General features: G+C 61.5%; 16 protein-coding genes. 15 read left to right on the plus strand and 1 reads right to left on the minus strand.

All coding sequences use genetic code 11. The annotated features are described in order from the left end of the window. The first annotated feature begins 32 nt into the window (after positions 1–32). Entirely contained in the window at positions 33–1,607 is a 1,575-nt protein-coding gene (locus tag U9R80_RS07290) for a sigma-54-dependent transcriptional regulator (RefSeq protein ID WP_301837010.1), read from the plus strand. An 87-nt stretch (positions 1,608–1,694) separates the two neighbouring features. On the opposite strand, the gene U9R80_RS07295 is transcribed toward U9R80_RS07290, so the two are convergent. Continuing rightward, positions 1,695–1,955 (minus strand): DUF2790 domain-containing protein, encoded by a 261-nt coding sequence (locus U9R80_RS07295; RefSeq protein WP_028944701.1) that lies wholly within the window; start codon positions 1,953–1,955, stop codon positions 1,695–1,697. Positions 1,956–2,361: 406 nt separating this feature from the next. Here U9R80_RS07295 and acs point away from each other — a divergent pair, with 406 nt between their 5' ends. From acs to astE, 14 genes are all read left to right on the plus strand, one after another. After that, complete coding sequence (acs, locus tag U9R80_RS07300) at positions 2,362–4,323, plus strand: acetate--CoA ligase (RefSeq protein ID WP_301837009.1); 1,962 nt, start codon at positions 2,362–2,364, stop codon at positions 4,321–4,323. A 51-nt stretch (positions 4,324–4,374) separates the two neighbouring features. Beyond that, entirely contained in the window at positions 4,375–4,572 is a 198-nt protein-coding gene (locus tag U9R80_RS07305; RefSeq protein WP_301837008.1) for a hypothetical protein, read from the plus strand. A gap of 286 nt (positions 4,573–4,858) precedes the next feature. Beyond that, positions 4,859–5,644, plus strand: a complete 786-nt coding sequence (locus tag U9R80_RS07310) for an ABC transporter substrate-binding protein (RefSeq protein WP_301837007.1) — start codon at positions 4,859–4,861, stop codon at positions 5,642–5,644. Positions 5,645–5,734: 90 nt separating this feature from the next. Further along, positions 5,735–6,424 carry an ABC transporter permease gene (locus U9R80_RS07315; protein WP_301837006.1) on the plus strand — a complete coding sequence of 230 codons (690 nt, stop codon included), beginning with the start codon at positions 5,735–5,737 and terminating at the stop codon, positions 6,422–6,424. Beyond that, a complete protein-coding gene (locus tag U9R80_RS07320; protein WP_301837005.1) occupies positions 6,421–7,119 on the plus strand; it encodes an ABC transporter permease in 699 nt (232 codons plus the stop codon). Before U9R80_RS07315 ends, U9R80_RS07320 begins: the two co-directional genes overlap by 4 nt. A 65-nt stretch (positions 7,120–7,184) precedes the next feature. Further along, positions 7,185–7,949: an ABC transporter ATP-binding protein gene (locus U9R80_RS07325; protein ID WP_274118052.1), complete on the plus strand. Its 765-nt coding sequence runs from the start codon at positions 7,185–7,187 to the stop codon at positions 7,947–7,949. Positions 7,950–8,046: 97 nt separating this feature from the next. Beyond that, the gene (gene argR / locus U9R80_RS07330; protein WP_301837004.1) at positions 8,047–9,027 is read left to right on the plus strand and encodes a transcriptional regulator ArgR; all 981 of its coding nucleotides are present in this window, start codon (positions 8,047–8,049) and stop codon (positions 9,025–9,027) included. Between the two features lie 273 nt (positions 9,028–9,300). After that, the gene (locus U9R80_RS07335) at positions 9,301–10,521 is read left to right on the plus strand and encodes an aspartate aminotransferase family protein (RefSeq protein ID WP_301837003.1); all 1,221 of its coding nucleotides are present in this window, start codon (positions 9,301–9,303) and stop codon (positions 10,519–10,521) included. Positions 10,522–10,653: 132 nt separating this feature from the next. Then, positions 10,654–11,673 (plus strand): arginine/ornithine succinyltransferase subunit alpha, encoded by a 1,020-nt coding sequence (aruF, locus tag U9R80_RS07340; protein WP_301837002.1) that lies wholly within the window; start codon positions 10,654–10,656, stop codon positions 11,671–11,673. Between the two features lie 75 nt (positions 11,674–11,748). After that, complete coding sequence (astA, locus tag U9R80_RS07345; protein WP_301837001.1) at positions 11,749–12,774, plus strand: arginine N-succinyltransferase; 1,026 nt, start codon at positions 11,749–11,751, stop codon at positions 12,772–12,774. Further along, positions 12,771–14,237, plus strand: a complete 1,467-nt coding sequence (gene astD / locus U9R80_RS07350) for a succinylglutamate-semialdehyde dehydrogenase (protein WP_301837480.1) — start codon at positions 12,771–12,773, stop codon at positions 14,235–14,237. The genes astA and astD overlap by 4 nt, the downstream gene beginning before the upstream one ends. Before the next feature lie 24 nt (positions 14,238–14,261). Then, positions 14,262–15,611 (plus strand): N-succinylarginine dihydrolase, encoded by a 1,350-nt coding sequence (astB, locus tag U9R80_RS07355; RefSeq protein ID WP_301837000.1) that lies wholly within the window; start codon positions 14,262–14,264, stop codon positions 15,609–15,611. A 14-nt stretch (positions 15,612–15,625) separates the two neighbouring features. Beyond that, complete coding sequence (locus U9R80_RS07360; RefSeq protein WP_028944689.1) at positions 15,626–15,916, plus strand: topoisomerase II; 291 nt, start codon at positions 15,626–15,628, stop codon at positions 15,914–15,916. A 10-nt stretch (positions 15,917–15,926) separates the two neighbouring features. After that, entirely contained in the window at positions 15,927–16,934 is a 1,008-nt protein-coding gene (gene astE, locus U9R80_RS07365) for a succinylglutamate desuccinylase (protein ID WP_301836999.1), read from the plus strand. Positions 16,935–16,973 lie beyond the last annotated feature (39 nt).

Here is a 16,973-nt window from a genome sequence, read left to right on the forward strand (position 1 = left end):
AGCTTGTTGTAGACCTACTGGTAGGACATTTCATGCGTATCAAAGTGCATTGCCAGAACCGCATCGGCATTCTGCGCGACATCCTCAACTTGCTGGTGGAGTACGGCATCAACGTCGCCCGTGGCGAGGTGGGGGGCGAGCATGGCAATGCCATCTACCTGCATTGTCCGAACCTGATCAATCTGCAGTTCCAGGCCCTGCGGCCCAAGTTCGAGTCGATTACCGGTGTGTTCGGGGTCAAGCGGGTAGGGCTGATGCCCAGCGAACGGCGCCATATGGAACTCAACGCCTTGCTCGGCGCCCTGGACTTTCCGGTGTTGTCGATCGATATGGGCGGCTCCATCGTTGCCGCCAACCGGGCAGCCGCGCAGTTGCTGGGGGTGCGTGTGGATGAAGTCCCCGGCATTCCGCTGTCGCGCTATGCCGAAGACTTTGACCTGCCGGAGTTGGTGCGGGCCAACAAGTCGCGGATCAACGGCCTGCGGGTCAAGGTCAAGGGTGATGTATTCCTGGCCGATATCGCGCCGCTGCAGTCGGAGCACGACGACAGCGAGGCCCTGGCCGGGGCGGTCTTGACCCTGCACCGTGCCGACCGCATCGGGGAGCGTATCTATAACGTGCGCAAGCAGGAGTTGCGCGGTTTTGACAGCATCTTCCAGAGCTCGCGGGTGATGGCCGGGGTGGTGCGGGAGGCGCGACGCATGGCGCCGCTGGATGCGCCGCTGCTGATCGAGGGCGAGACGGGGACCGGCAAGGAGTTGCTGGCGCGTGCCTGCCACCTGGCCAGCCCCCGCGGCCAGGCACCATTGATGGCACTCAACTGCGCTGGCCTGCCGGAGTCCATGGCCGAGACGGAACTGTTTGGTTACGGGCCGGGCGCTTTCGAGGGCGCGCGTGCCGAAGGCAAGCTCGGGCTGCTGGAGCTGACGGCGGGGGGCACCTTGTTTCTCGACGGTGTCGGCGAGATGAGCCCGCGGCTGCAGGTCAAGTTGCTGCGCTTTTTGCAGGACGGTTGTTTTCGCCGGGTAGGCAGCGATGAAGAAGTGTACCTGGACGTGCGGGTGATCTGTGCGACCCAGGTCGATCTCTCCGAGTTGTGTGCCCAGGGCGAGTTTCGCCAGGACTTGTACCACCGCCTCAACGTGCTTTCGCTGCATATTCCGCCACTGCGCGAGTGCCTCGATGGCTTGGCGCCGCTGGTGGAGCACTTCCTTGACCAGGCCAGCCGGCAGATCGGCTGCCCGCTGCCGCGCCTGGCGCCCGCGGCGATGGAGCGGCTGAGTCAGTATCACTGGCCGGGCAATGTGCGGCAGTTGGAGAACGTGTTGTTCCAGGCGGTATCGCTGTGTGATGGCGGGGTGGTCAAGAGCGAGCACATTCGCTTGCCCGATTATGGCGCTCGGCAACCTTTGGGCGATTTCTCGTTGGACGGGGAACTGGGGGATATTGTCGGGCGTTTCGAGAAGGCAGTACTGGAGCAGTTGATGAACGAGTTTCCCAGTAGCCGGGCATTGGGTAAGCGCCTGGGTGTTTCACATACCACCATCGCCAACAAGTTGCGCGAACATGGCTTGGGTAGATCAACTGAGTTGAACGACGTTAAATAATGAACTCGCCATTTATTATGGCGAGTTCAATGTAAGTCGCACGCCCTGTGTCATGCGGCCGGGGCGTGCGAGTCGGAAAGTGTGTGATTAGCCGTTAGAGCAGCCGTCCCCCATCACGCGGTATTCAAGAATGTGCTGCTGGCCCTGGGAGTCCTCGTAGGTCATGCGCACCGGAACCACCTCGCAGACGTGCGGGACTTCGCTCATGGAGATGACCTTGGCGATGTCCAGGTGCTGCGAGTAACTGTACTGTTCAACCGGAATCTGCCCGGCAGAATCGTTTGCAACTTCAGCGGCCATCGCCGTGGTGCAAAGACTGCCAAGTACCAATACCAGTAACGCTTTCATTTTCATTTTACCTGTCTAAGGTCGAGAGGGGGCACGCAGCGCTCGTGGCGCCGCGTGTGCAACTTAAGTTCAACTATCACGGTTATTGCGGGATTAACGGCCTTGGTGGGGGTGTTACAAGAAGTTAATCTCGTTGCCGTTGCTGGCGGAGTGAATTTTAGGGGTGTGCGCGTACCTTAAACAGATGATGTTTTGATAAACACTGTTGGCGAAAACTGTAACAATCACCCGCCGGGCGCTGGGCAAATTTATTTTTCCAGGCCTTGAGGCCCGGTTTTGAGCCTGCGGTCAATTGCAGGGGGGCAAAAAGAGCAGGGCGTTACTACCAACGTCGAATGGCCCACCCGGTCTGGTACAGTTACAACGAGGTCATACAAAAACAACTATTACACCGAGGTAGATAAAGATGAGTGCGGCTCCCCTGTACCCCGTTCGTCCCGAGGTTGCGGCCACCACCCTGACTGATGAGGCGACCTACAAGGCCATGTACCAGCAGTCGGTGATCAACCCGGACGGCTTCTGGCGTGAGCAGGCGCAGCGCCTGGACTGGATCAAGCCCTTTACCAAGGTCAAGCAGACTTCCTTCGACGATCACCATGTCGATATCAAATGGTTTGCCGACGGCACTCTGAACGTCTCCTACAACTGCCTGGACCGCCACCTGGCCGAGCGTGGCGACCAAGTCGCGATCATCTGGGAAGGCGACGATCCTTCCGAACACCGCAACATCACCTACCGCGAACTGCACGAGCAGGTCTGCAAATTCGCCAACGCCCTGCGTGGCCAGGACGTGCACCGGGGTGACGTGGTCACCATCTACATGCCGATGATCCCTGAGGCCGTGGTCGCCATGCTGGCCTGTGCCCGCATTGGTGCGATCCACTCGGTGGTCTTTGGTGGTTTCTCGCCCGAGGCACTGGCCGGTCGCATCATCGACTGCAAATCAAAAGTGGTGATCACCGCCGACGAGGGACTGCGTGGTGGACGTCGTACGCCGCTCAAGGCCAATGTCGACCTGGCGCTGACCAACCCGGAAACCGCCAGCGTGCAAAAGATCATCGTGTGCAAGCGCACCGGTGGCGACATTGCCTGGCACCAGCACCGCGACATCTGGTTCGAGGACCTGATGAAAGTTGCCTCCAGCCACTGCGCGCCAAAAGAGATGGGCGCCGAAGAGGCGCTGTTCATTCTCTACACCTCGGGTTCGACCGGTAAGCCCAAAGGTGTGTTGCACACCACGGGCGGCTACATGGTCTATGCCGCACTGACCCATGAGCGGGTGTTCGACTACCGTCCCGGCGAAGTCTACTGGTGTACCGCCGACGTCGGCTGGGTCACCGGCCACAGCTACATCGTCTACGGCCCGCTGGCCAATGGTGCGACCACCGTACTGTTCGAGGGCGTGCCGAACTATCCGGATATCACCCGCGTGTCGAAGATCATCGACAAGCACAAGGTCAACATCCTCTACACCGCACCCACTGCGATCCGCGCGATGATGGCCGAAGGTCAGGCTGCGGTCGCCGGTGCCGATGGCTCCAGCCTGCGCCTGTTGGGCTCGGTGGGCGAGCCGATCAACCCGGAGGCGTGGAACTGGTACTACCAGACCGTGGGCAAGGAGCGTTGCCCGATCGTCGATACCTGGTGGCAGACCGAAACCGGCGGCGTGCTGATCAGCCCGCTGCCAGGTGCCACGGCCCTCAAGCCGGGCTCGGCAACCCGTCCGTTCTTTGGTGTGGTGCCGGCCCTGGTGGACAACCTGGGCAACCTGATCGAAGGCCCTGCCGAGGGCAACCTGGTGATCCTCGACTCGTGGCCAGGCCAGTCGCGCTCGCTGTACGGCGATCACGACCGCTTTGTCGATACCTACTTCAAGACCTTCCGTGGCATGTACTTCACCGGTGACGGTGCCCGCCGCGACGAAGACGGCTACTACTGGATCACCGGCCGGGTCGATGACGTGCTCAACGTTTCGGGCCACCGCATGGGAACCGCCGAGATCGAAAGCGCCATGGTTGCCCACCCGAAAGTCGCCGAGGCCGCCGTGGTTGGCGTGCCGCACGACATCAAGGGGCAGGGTATCTATGTGTACGTCACCCTCAATGGCGGCGAGGAGCCGAACGAGGCGCTGCGTCTTGAGCTGAAGAACTGGGTGCGCAAGGAGATTGGCCCGATTGCTTCGCCGGATGTCATCCAGTGGGCGCCTGGCCTGCCCAAGACCCGTTCGGGCAAGATCATGCGCCGTATCCTGCGCAAGATCGCCACGGCCGAGTACGACGCCCTGGGCGACATCTCGACCCTGGCCGACCCGAGCGTGGTGCAGCACCTGATCGACACGCACAAATCCATGAACCTGGCCTCGGCCTGATAAACCATCGCGGGGCAAGCCCGCTCCTACATCAATCTGGTAGGAGCGGGCTTGCCCCGCGATGATGCACACAAAGCCCCGCTGCTCACCCAGCGGGGCTTTGTGTTTTCTGTTACTTCGACAATCATCGGTAACCTTTCTGTCACCGCGTTTGCGCGCAAGCGGGGCATAGGGAAACGTTACCGCACCGTTTTTGCGCGTTTCTGGCTGTTATTTAAACGCGCTGAAACGCTACGCTTGCCGGATTAGAAGGGTTTGCCAATAATAGGCCCGGTTATTGCTTCGTTGATAGGTTATTTGTCTTTTGCTTTTGCATAATTCGCGAAAGCTGTCAATATCTCCGGCCGCTGCTTCCTGTGCTTCTGTAATTAGTTGTCGCATTGAGGAAATATCGGCTACGGAGCTGTCGTTAAAATGCCGATCACTCGCTCGTGGCGTTCGACCTTCGTCGACCCTGCGCGGCTCGCGTTGTACCCATTTGCATATCAGGCAGTTTCACCCTGCCTTGTAGTGCCCTTTACCGATGGAGTTCCAGATGAAGAAACTCGCACTGCTTGGCGCCCTGGCGCTGTCTGTGTTTTCCCTGGCATCGCTGGCTGATGAGAAACCGTTGAAGATCGGTATCGAGGCCGCCTACCCACCGTTCGCCTCCAAGGCGCCGGACGGCAGTATTGTCGGTTTCGACTACGACATCGGCAACGCCCTGTGCGCCGAGATGAAGGTCAAGTGCACCTGGGTCGAGCAAGAGTTCGACGGCCTGATCCCTGCACTCAAAGTGCGCAAGATCGACGCCATCCTCTCGTCCATGTCGATCACTGAAGATCGCAAGAAGTCCGTTGACTTCACCGGCAAGTACTACCTGACCCCGGCGCGCCTGGTGATGAAGGAAGGCACTACCGTGAGCGACAGCCTGACCGAGCTCAAGGGCAAGAAGATTGGCGTGCAGCGTGGCTCGATCCACGATCGCTTCGCCAAAGAAGTTCTCGCTCCACAAGGTGCGACCATCGTGCCTTACGGCACCCAGAATGAAATCTACCTGGACGTCGCGGCCGGTCGCCTGGACGGTACCGTTGCCGATGCTACCCTGCTCGAAGACGGCTTCCTGAAGACGGACGCTGGCAAGGGCTACGCCTTCGTCGGCCCATCGTTCACTGACGTGAAGTACTTCGGTGATGGCGTTGGTATCGCCGTGCGCAAAGGCGACAAGGCCAACCTGGACCGCTTGAACGCTGCCATCGCGGCCATCCGCGCCAATGGCGAGTACAAGAAGATCCAGGACAAGTACTTCAACTTCGACATCTACGGCCCTGAAGCCAAGTAAATCGTCGACGTTTCACCTGTGTAATGGTGCAAGCAGCAGAGACTCTGAGGTTTGCACCATTTTTTCATCCCTAAGGTCGAGGACCTCATCATGTTGAAAGGCTACGGGGCAGTCATCCTCGACGGCGTGTGGCTGACGCTGCAGCTCGCCTTGTCGTCAATGGCCCTGGCTATCGTACTCGGCCTTATCGGTGTGGCCCTGCGTCTGTCGCCTGTGCGCTGGTTGGCCTGGCTGGGTGACCTGTACTCCACGGTAATCCGCGGGATTCCCGATCTGGTGCTGATCCTGCTGATTTTCTACGGCGGCCAGGACCTGCTCAATCGTGTTGCGCCGCTGCTCGGCTACGACGACTACATCGATCTCAATCCGCTGATGGCGGGTATCGGTACCCTGGGTTTCATCTTTGGTGCCTACCTGTCTGAAACATTCCGTGGCGCCTTCATGGCTATCCCCAAGGGGCAGGCTGAAGCCGGCATGGCCTACGGCATGAGCAACCTGCAGGTGTTCTTCCGGGTCTTGGTGCCGCAGATGATTCGCCTGGCGATTCCAGGCTTTACCAACAACTGGCTGGTCCTGACCAAGGCGACGGCACTGATCTCGGTGGTCGGCCTGCAGGACATGATGTTCAAGGCCAAGCAGGCGGCCGATGCCACCCGCGAGCCTTTCACCTTCTTCCTGGCGGTAGCAGCCCTGTACCTGGTGATCACCAGTGTCTCGCTGCTGGCCCTGCGTTACCTCGAGAAGCGCTACTCGGTTGGCGTAAAGGCGGCTGATCTATGATTTTCGACTACAACGTCATCTGGGAAGCGCTGCCGCTGTACCTGGGCGGTTTGCTGACCACGCTCAAACTGCTGGCGCTGTCACTGTTCTTCGGTTTGCTGACCGCCATTCCGCTGGGTCTGATGCGGGTGTCCAAGCAGCCGCTGGTCAACCTGACTGCCTGGCTCTACACCTACGTGATCCGCGGCACGCCAATGCTGGTGCAGCTGTTCTTGATCTACTACGGCTTGGCCCAGTTCGAGGCGGTGCGCGAGAGTTTCCTCTGGCCCTGGCTGTCGAGTGCGACCTTCTGTGCGTGCCTGGCCTTCGCCATCAACACCAGTGCCTATACCGCCGAGATCATCGCCGGCAGCCTCAAGGCCACGCCCCATGGCGAGATCGAGGCGGCCAAGGCCATGGGCATGTCGCGGGTCAAGATGTACCGCCGCATTCTGCTGCCGTCGGCTCTGCGCCGGGCCCTGCCGCAGTACAGCAACGAAGTGATCATGATGCTGCAGACCACCAGCCTGGCGTCGATCGTGACCTTGATCGACATCACCGGTGCGGCGCGCACAGTCAATGCCCAGTACTACTTGCCGTTTGAAGCCTACATTACCGCCGGCGTGTTCTACCTGTGCCTGACGTTCATTCTGGTGCGCCTGTTCAAGCTGGCCGAACGCCGCTGGCTCGGCTACATGGCGCCGCGCAAGGCCTGAGGCCTGCGGTAATTTTTTCGCCTGAGCGTTAGCTCAAGACTGACTGCTTTGTGAGAACCGACAGCATGTACAAACTCGAAGTCCAAGACCTGCATAAACGCTATGGCAGTCACGAAGTGCTCAAGGGCGTGTCCCTGGCCGCCAAGGCGGGCGACGTGATCAGTATCATCGGCTCCAGTGGCTCGGGCAAAAGTACTTTCCTGCGCTGCATCAACCTGCTCGAGCAGCCGCATGCGGGCAAGATCCTGCTCAACAACGAAGAGCTCAAGCTGGTGGCCAACAAGGACGGCGCCCTCAAGGCTGCCGATCCCAAGCAACTGCAGCGCATGCGTTCGCGCCTGTCGATGGTGTTCCAGCATTTCAATCTGTGGTCGCACATGACTGCGCTGGAAAACATCATCGAAGCGCCGGTCCATGTGTTGGGCATGTCGAAAAAGGACGCCCTGGAAAAAGCCGAGCACTACCTGGCCAAGGTAGGGGTTTCCCACCGCAAGGACGCCTATCCCGGGCATATGTCCGGCGGTGAGCAGCAGCGCGTGGCCATTGCCCGGGCGCTGGCGATGGAGCCGGAAGTGATGCTGTTCGACGAGCCAACCTCGGCGCTCGACCCGGAGCTGGTGGGCGATGTGCTCAAGGTCATGCAGTCGCTGGCCCAGGAAGGTCGGACCATGGTGGTGGTGACGCACGAAATGGGCTTTGCCCGCGAGGTGTCCAACCAGCTTGTGTTCCTGCACAAGGGGCTGGTGGAGGAGGCGGGCAACCCGCGCGAGGTGCTGGTCAATCCGCAGTCCGAGCGTTTGCAGCAGTTCCTGTCGGGCAGCTTGAAGTAAGATTGCCGCGTCGCACCAAAATGGGTCATGCTGCGTGCCTTGCGCAGCCTGACCGGCTCCATCCTCTTGACCTTTCTCAGGTTTCGGACCGCACCCAATGACCACCCAGCGAATCGGTTTTCTCATCTGGCCCAGCACCAAAGCCCTGACCCTGGCGCTGGCCGAAGAGGTTTTGCGGGTTGCCCAGAAAGTGCATCCGGAAGTGGTCTACGAGCTGTTGTTCCTGCAGGCCGAGCCTGCTGCCGAAGGCGCCTGGCGTTTGCCGGGCGAGCCGTGGGCGGGGCGCCTGGAGGGCTGCCAGAAACTGTTCTTGCTGGCCGATGAGCCACCCCAGGCGGTGGCATCGGGGCTGGGCAGTGCGCTCAAGCAACTGGCGCGCGCCGGTTGTGTGATTGGCGGCCTGTCGGCCGGGGTGTACCCGCTGGCGCAGCTGGGTTTGCTCGATGGCTACCGGGCCGCGGTGCACTGGCGTTGGCAGGATGATTTTGCCGAGCGTTTTCCCAAGGTCATCGCTACCAGCCATCTGTTCGACTGGGACCGTGATCGCCTGACCGCCTGCGGCGGCATGTCGGTGATTGACCTGTTGCTGGCGGTGCTGGCCCGCGATCATGGTGCCGAGCTTGCCGGTGCGGTGTCCGAAGAGCTGGTGGTCGAGCGGATTCGTGAGGGTGGGGAGCGTCAGCGTATCCCTCTGCAGAATCGTCTGGGCTCGAGCCATCCGAAACTGACTCAGGCGGTGTTGCTGATGGAGGCCAACATCGAAGAGCCTTTGACCACCGACGAAATCGCCCAGCATGTGTGCGTGTCGCGGCGCCAGTTGGAGCGCATCTTCAAGCAGTACCTCAATCGTGTACCGAGCCAGTACTACCTGGAGCTGCGCCTGAACAAGGCGCGCCAGATGCTGATGCAGACCAGCAAGTCGATCATCCAGATCGGTTTGTCGTGTGGCTTCTCCTCGGGGCCGCATTTCTCCAGTGCCTACCGCAACTTCTTCGGTGCAACGCCGCGGGAAGATCGTAACCAGCGACGTAGCAGCAGCCCGTTCGAGTTGTCGTCGGCACCCGCCGAGCGCGGCTGACCGTAGCAGCGGGCTTGCCCCGCGATGGCGTGGTGCCAGTCACCACCACATCGCGGGGCAAGCCCGCTCCTACAGATATCTCCCGTCCTCCCTTCGCACCGTTTAAACTGCGCCTTTGCGACCCAATTTGTCGCATTGCCGAAAGCCTTGGTAAAACAGGGTTTGGCGCTATAAGAAGTTGTCGCTTGGCGGCAATGTCGGGCGCCGATCTGTCCTTACAATCCCCCCATCGCTCGCCAGTTCCAGGCAGGCGTACCTCTTCAGGAGACTCCGATGTCCGCTCCGCAAGCTCCGGTGCAACGCGCCGATTTTGACCAGGTAATGGTTCCCAATTACGCACCGGCGGCCTTTATCCCCGTTCGTGGTGCGGGCTCCCGAGTCTGGGATCAGTCGGGCCGCGAGCTGATCGACTTCGCGGGCGGGATTGCCGTGAACGTTCTGGGGCATGCTCATCCGGCGCTGGTTGGCGCCCTGACCGAGCAAGCCAACAAGCTGTGGCACGTGTCCAACGTCTTCACCAACGAGCCGGCCCTGCGCCTGGCCCACAAGCTGGTCGACGCGACCTTCGCCGAGCGGGCGTTCTTCTGCAACTCCGGCGCTGAAGCCAACGAGGCCGCCTTCAAGCTGGCCCGTCGTGTGGCCCACGATCGTTTCGGCCCGGAAAAGCACGAGATCATCGCCACCGTGAACAGCTTCCACGGTCGCACCCTGTTCACGGTCAGCGTGGGTGGTCAGCCCAAGTATTCCGACGGTTTCGGCCCGAAGATCACCGGTATCAGCCATGTGCCGTACAACGATCTTGAAGCGCTCAAGGCACAGATTTCCGACAAGACCTGCGCGGTGGTGATCGAGCCGATCCAGGGCGAGAGCGGAGTGGTGCCGGCAGACCTGGCCTACCTCAAAGGCGCTCGCGAGCTGTGCGACAAGCACAACGCCCTGCTGATCTTCGACGAAGTGCAGACCGGCGTTGGCCGTACCGGCGAGCTGTTCGCCTACATGCACTACGGCGTCACCCCGGACATCCTCTCCAGCGCCAAGAGCCTGGGCGGCGGTTTCCCGATCGGCGCGATGCTGACCACCGAAGACCTGGCCAAGCACCTGGCTGTCGGCACCCACGGCACCACCTACGGCGGCAACCCACTGGCATGCGCCGTGGCCAATGCCGTGCTGGATGTGGTCAACACCCCTGAAGTGCTGGCGGGCGTCAAGGCCAAGCACGAGCGCTTCAAGTCGCGCCTGGAGAAAATCGGCCAGCAGTACGGCCTGTTCACCCAGGTGCGTGGTATGGGGCTGCTGATCGGTTGCGTGTTGTCCGACGCCTGGAAAGGCAAGGCCAAGGACGTCTTCAATGCGGCCGAGAAAGAAGGCCTGATGGTGCTCCAGGCCGGTCCCGATGTAGTGCGTTTCGCCCCGAGCCTGGTGGTCGAGGATGCCGACATCGATGAAGGTCTGGACCGTTTCGAGCGCGCTGCAGCCAAATTGACCCAGGCCTGATTACCCCTGCGGTCCTTTCGCCGGCCCTGAGGGGCCGGTGAATCCGAATTCCAGAGCATGTGCCCCCGGGGCGCCTGCTGTTTTTTTCTGTGCCGGCAGATGCCGGCCTGTTTTCCCGAAAGGAGTGACACCATGCTGGTGATGCGCCCCGCGCAAATGGCTGATCTGGGCGAAGTACAGCGTCTGGCAGCGGACAGCCCCATTGGTGTCACGTCCTTGCCGGATGATGCCGGTCGCCTGGGCGACAAGATTGCCGCCTCCGAGACGTCCTTTGCCGCCGAAGTCAGCTTCAACGGCGAAGAGAGCTACTTCTTCGTGCTCGAAGACAGCAGTACCGGCAAGCTGGTCGGCTGCTCGGCCATTGTCGCTTCGGCCGGCTACTCCGAGCCGTTCTACAGTTTTCGTAACGAGACCTTCGTGCACGCTTCGCGCGAGCTGAAGATCCACAACAAGATCCATGTGCTTTCGCAGTGCCATGACCTGACGGGTAACAGCCTGCTGACCAGTTTCTACGTACTGCCGGAGCTGGTGGGCACTGGCTGGTCGGAGCTCAATTCCCGCGGACGCCTGCTGTTCATGGCTGCGCACCCTGAGCGCTTCGCCGAATCGGTGGTGACCGAAATCGTCGGTTACAGCGACGAAAACGGTGATTCGCCGTTCTGGGACGCCATCGGGCGCAACTTCTTCGACCTCAACTATGCCGAGGCCGAGCGCCTGTGCGGCCTCAAAAGCCGGACCTTTCTCGCCGAGCTGATGCCCCATTACCCGATCTATGTGCCGCTGCTGCCCGATGCCGCGCAAGAAGCCATGGGCCAGGTGCATCCCCGTGCGCAGATCACCTTCGACATCCTGATGCGCGAAGGCTTCGAGACCGATCACTACATCGACATTTTCGACGGTGGCCCGACCTTGCATGCGCGGGTGTCGAGCATTCGCTCGATTGCCCAGAGCCGTGTGGTGCCGGTCAAGCTGGACAGCACCGTGGTCAAGGGTGGACGCCCGTACCTGGTCTGCAATGGCCAGTTGCAGGACTACCGCGCCGTGCTGCTGGAACTGGACTGGGTCCCCGGCAAGCCGGTCACCTTGAGTCTTGAAGCCGCCGAAGCCCTTGGCGTTGGCGAAGGCGCCAGTGTGCGCCTGGTCGCGGTTTGATCCCTGCGGTTCGATAACCGCGCACCCCAGGTCGAGTTTCGCGGCAGGCCAAAGGCCGCCGCCCGAGGAGATAGCATGATCGTTCGTCCCGTATGCAGCAGTGATTTACCTGCGCTGATCGAGCTGGCGCGCAGCACCGGCACCGGCCTGACCACCCTGCCGGCCAATGAAGAGCGCCTGTCGCACCGGGTCGGCTGGGCCGAGAAGACCTTCCGTGGCGAAGCCGAACGTGGCGATGCCGATTACCTGTTCGTACTGGAAAACGACGAAGGTGTGGTGGTCGGCATTTCCGCCATCGCCGGTGCCGTCGGCCTGCGTGAGCCCTGGTACAACTATCGGGTAGGCCTGACCGTCAGTGCTTCCCAAGAGCTGAACATCTACCGTGAAATTCCGACCCTGTTCCTGGCCAATGACCTGACCGGCAATTCCGAGCTGTGCTCGCTGTTCCTGCGCGCCGATCACCGCAGTGGCCTCAATGGCCGTCTGCTGGCCAAGGCGCGCATGTTGTTCATTGCCGAGTTCCCGGAGCTGTTCGGCAACAAGATCATCGCCGAGATGCGCGGCATGTCGGATAAGCAGGGTCGTTCGCCGTTCTGGGAAAGCCTGGGCCGACACTTCTTCAAGATGGAGTTCAGCCAGGCCGACTACCTCACCGGTGTCGGCAACAAGGCGTTCATCGCCGAGCTGATGCCCAAGTTCCCGCTGTACACCTGCTTCCTCTCCGAGGCGGCGCGCAACGTGATCGGCCGCGTGCATACCGACACCGAGCCTGCACTGGCGATGCTCAAGAGCGAAGGCTTCAGTTACCAGGGTTATGTCGACATCTTCGACGCAGGCCCTGCCGTGGAGTGCGAAACCAGCAAGATCCGCGCGGTACACGACAGTCAGGCGCTGGTGCTGGCGGTGGGTACGCCGGGCGACGACGCAACCCCTTTCATCATTCACAACCGCAAGCGCGAGGACTGCCGCATCACCGCGGCACCTGCGCGTCTGGCGGCCGGTACCCTGGTGGTCGATCCCTTGACCGCAAAACGCCTGCGCCTGAGCGCCGGTGACCAGGTGCGTGCCGTGCCGCTGTCTGCTGCCCGGGAGGCCAAATAATGACGACTCACTACATCGCCGGCAGTTGGCAGGCAGGGCAGGGCGAGGCCTTGCAGTCGCTGAACCCGGTCACTCAGCAGGTCATCTGGGAAGGGCGTGGTGCCAGTGCCGAGCAAGTCGACGGCGCCGTCAAGGCGGCGCGTCAGGCCTTCTCCGCTTGGGCGTTGCAGTCGCTGGATGCGCGCATCAGCGTGCTTGAGGCCTTTGCCGCCGCGCTCAAGGCCAAGGCAGACGAGCTCGCCCGCTGCATCGGTGAAGAAACCGGCAAGCCTTTGTGGGAGTCGGCGACCGAAGTCACCAGCATGATCAACAAGGTGGCCATCTCGGTGCAGAGCTATCGCGAGCGCACCGGTGAGAAGAGCGGCCCGCTGGCGGATGCCACGGCTGTGTTGCGGCACAAGCCTCACGGCGTGGTGGCGGTGTTCGGCCCCTACAACTTCCCTGGTCACCTGCCTAACGGACACATCGTTCCGGCGCTGTTGGCTGGTAACACCGTGGTGTTCAAACCGAGCGAACTGACCCCGAAGGTTGCCGAGTTGACGGTCAAGTGCTGGATCGAGGCAGGCCTGCCAGCAGGCGTTCTGAACCTGGTCCAGGGCGCGCGTGAAACCGGCGTGGCCCTGGCGGCCAACCCGGGTATCGACGGCTTGTTCTTCACCGGCTCCAGCCGCACCGGGAACGTGTTGCATCAGCAGTTCGCCGGACGCCCGGACAAGATCCTGGCGCTGGAGATGGGCGGCAACAACCCGCTGGTGGTCGACGAGGTCAAGGACCTGGACGCTGCGGTCTACACCATCATCCAGTCGGCGTTCATTTCTGCCGGCCAGCGCTGCACCTGCGCCCGTCGCCTGCTGGTACCGCAAGGTGCCTGGGGCGATGCGCTGCTCAAGCGTCTGATCGAGGTGTGCAAGAACATCAGCGTTGGTGCTTTTGATCAGCAGCCTGCGCCGTTCATGGGTTCGGTGATTTCCCTGGGGGCGGCCAAGGCGCTGCTCGATGCCCAGGCGCAATTGCTGGCCAACGGCGGTGTATCGCTGCTGGAAATGACCCAGCCACAAGCATCGGCCGCCTTGCTGACGCCTGGCATCGTCGATGTCACGGCCGTTGCCGGTCGCCCGGACGAAGAGTTCTTCGGCCCGTTGCTGCAGGTGATCCGCTACAGCGATTTCGACGCAGCCATCGCCGAAGCCAACAACACCCAGTACGGCCTGGCTGCCGGCCTGCTGTCCGATTCCCGTGCGCGCTACCAGTACTTCTGGCTCAACTGCCGCGCCGGCATCGTCAACTGGAACAAGCAGCTGACCGGCGCCGCGAGCAGCGCGCCATTCGGCGGTGTGGGTGCCAGCGGCAACCACCGCGCCAGTGCCTACTACGCCGCCGATTACTGCGCCTACCCGGTAGCCTCGCTGGAGACCGCCAGCCTGACCCTGCCTGCCACACTGACGCCGGGCGTCTCCCTATAACAAAAGGTCTACGGAGCCTTGCCGATGAAATCGTTTGAAATGAATTTTGATGGTCTGGTGGGACCGACGCACAACTACGGCGGGCTGTCCTACGGCAACGTTGCTTCGCAAAGCAACAGCCAGCAGGCGTCCAACCCGCGTGAAGCGGCGCGTCAGGGCCTGGCGAAAATGAAAGCGCTGATGGAGATGGGGTTTCAGCAAGGTGTGCTGGCTCCGCAAGAGCGTCCAGATGTGGCTGCGCTGCGTCGCCTGGGCTTTTCCGGAAGTGATGCGCAAGTCATTCAGCAGGCGGCCAAGGAGGCCATGCCGTTGCTGGTTGCCAGTTGCTCGGCGTCGAGCATGTGGGTGGCCAACGCCGCGACCGTCAGCCCCAGTGCCGACACCGCCGATGGTCGTGTGCACTTCACCGCGGCCAACCTCAACTGCAAGTACCACCGCAGCATCGAGCACCCGACCACCAGCCGAGTGTTGGGAGCAATGTTCGCCGACAGCAAGCACTTCGCCCACCACGCGGCCTTGCCGGCCGTGGCGCAGTTCGGCGACGAAGGTGCGGCCAACCACACGCGTTTCTGCCGTAGCTACGGTGAGGCGGGGGTCGAGTTCTTTGTCTATGGCCGAAGTGCATTCGACAACCGCGTTCCGGCGCCGCAGAAATACCCGGCACGCCAGACCCTTGAAGCCTCGCAGGCAGTCGCTCGCCTGCATGGCCTGAGCGAAGAAGGTGTGGTGTTTGGCCAGCAGAACCCGGCCGTGATCGATCAAGGCGTTTTCCACAACGACGTGATCGCGGTGGGTAACGGCGAAGTGCTGTTCTATCACGAGGATGCCTTCCTCGAGACCGAGGCGATGCTTGGCCAACTGCAGGCTAAACTGGCTAAACGGGGTGGCAACTTCAAGGCGATCTGTGTGCCGCGCTCGGCTGTCACGGTAGAGGATGCGGTACGTTCCTACCTGTTCAACAGTCAGCTGCTGACCCGTGCCGATGGTTCGATGCTGCTGATCGTGCCGGAAGAGTGTCGCAACAACGAGCGGGTCTGGACGTACCTGTCGACCTTGACCGGCTCTGGCGGCCCGGTCGCCGAGGTCAAAGTGTTCGACCTCAAGCAAAGCATGCAGAACGGCGGCGGCCCGGCGTGCCTGCGTTTGCGCGTGGCACTCAACGAAACGGAACTGGCGGCGGTCAATCCAGGGGTTATCATGACGGCGCCGCTGTACGACACCCTGACCCAGTGGGTCGACAAGCACTACCGCGATCGCCTGAGCGAAACCGATCTGGCCGATCCGCAGTTGTTGATTGAATGTCGTACGGCATTGGATGAACTGACCCAGATTCTCAAACTGGGTTCGGTCTATCCGTTCCAACTCCAACCTTGAGAGAGAAATCGACTATGTCCGACGCCCTGCAGCTGATCCTTGAAGATGACGATGGTACCCAGCTGGAAACTTCCTGCACCCGCTTTGCGGTGGTCTGGCAAGGCAAGGAGGTGTGGATTCAGCAGGATGGCCGCGGTCAGCTGCTGATCGGCGTCGATGTCGAAGAAGACGACGCCGAATACGCCAACTTGCTGCTGCGTCCGCTGGCCACCAACCTGGTCAGCCTGCAGCTGGAAATGGAACCGGCCGACGCCGGCGACGATGATGATCACGTTCATGGTCCCGATTGCGGCCACCATCACTAAGGAATAGCCCATGCTCGCCCTCGGCAAACTGCTCGACCTGACCCTGGCCGGTCGTGAACCGGCAGAGAAGACCCAGCTGACTGTCGAAGGCGTGCGCATGCGCTGGCTCGGCGAAGGTGCACTCGAAGTGCGCCCGCCCGAGGCGCGGGACAATGGCATGGACCTGCTGTTATCGGCCGGCATTCATGGCAATGAAACGGCTCCGATCGAGCTGCTCGACGAGCTGTTGCATGGCATTGCCCGGGCTGAGATCAAGCCGCGCGCCCGTATCCTGTTCCTGTTCGGCAACCCTGAAGCGATTCGCAAGGGAGAGCGGTATATCGAGCAGGACGTCAATCGCCTGTTCAATGGCCGGCATGAGTTGTCCAGCGGCAGTGAAGCCTTGCGGGCAGGACAGCTGGAGCAGTTTGCCAAGACCTTCTTCAGCGTGCCGGGCCGTACGCGCCTGCATTACGACCTGCACACCGCCATTCGTGGCTCGAAGATCGAACAGTTCGCCCTGTACCCGTTCAAGGAAGGTGGACAGCATTCACGTCGCGAACTGGCGCGGTTGCGCGCGGCGGGCATGGAGGCCGTGCTGCTGCAGAGCAAGGCGTCGATTACCTTTACCGCCTTTACCTATGAGCAGCTGGATGCCGAGGCCTTTACCCTGGAGCTGGGTAAGGCGCGCCCGTTCGGGCAGAACGAGCAGGTCAATCTTGATCGGCTGGAAACCCGCCTCAAGCAGATTATCGAAGGCAATGAGCCAGAAGAGCCTGATGCGTTGGATGGCTTGCAGCTGTTTAGCGTGGCGCGCGAGATCATCAAGCACAGCGACAGCTTCCGCCTGCACTTGCCGGCGGACATCGAAAACTTTTCGGAGTTGTCCAAGGGCTATCTGCTGGCAGAAGACCTGGCCGAATCGCGCTGGATCGTCGAGGAGGAGGGGGCTCGCATCATCTTTCCCAATCCGAAGGTCAGGAATGGACTGCGGGCCGGCATTCTGATCGTGCCGACTTCACCAGATCAGCTCGCCTGACCGGCCTAGAAGCGGGCTTGCCCCGCGATAGCGATCCAC

Source organism: Pseudomonas sp. JQ170C (assembly GCF_035581345.1).
In the GTDB taxonomy this organism is placed as follows: domain Bacteria; phylum Pseudomonadota; class Gammaproteobacteria; order Pseudomonadales; family Pseudomonadaceae; genus Aquipseudomonas.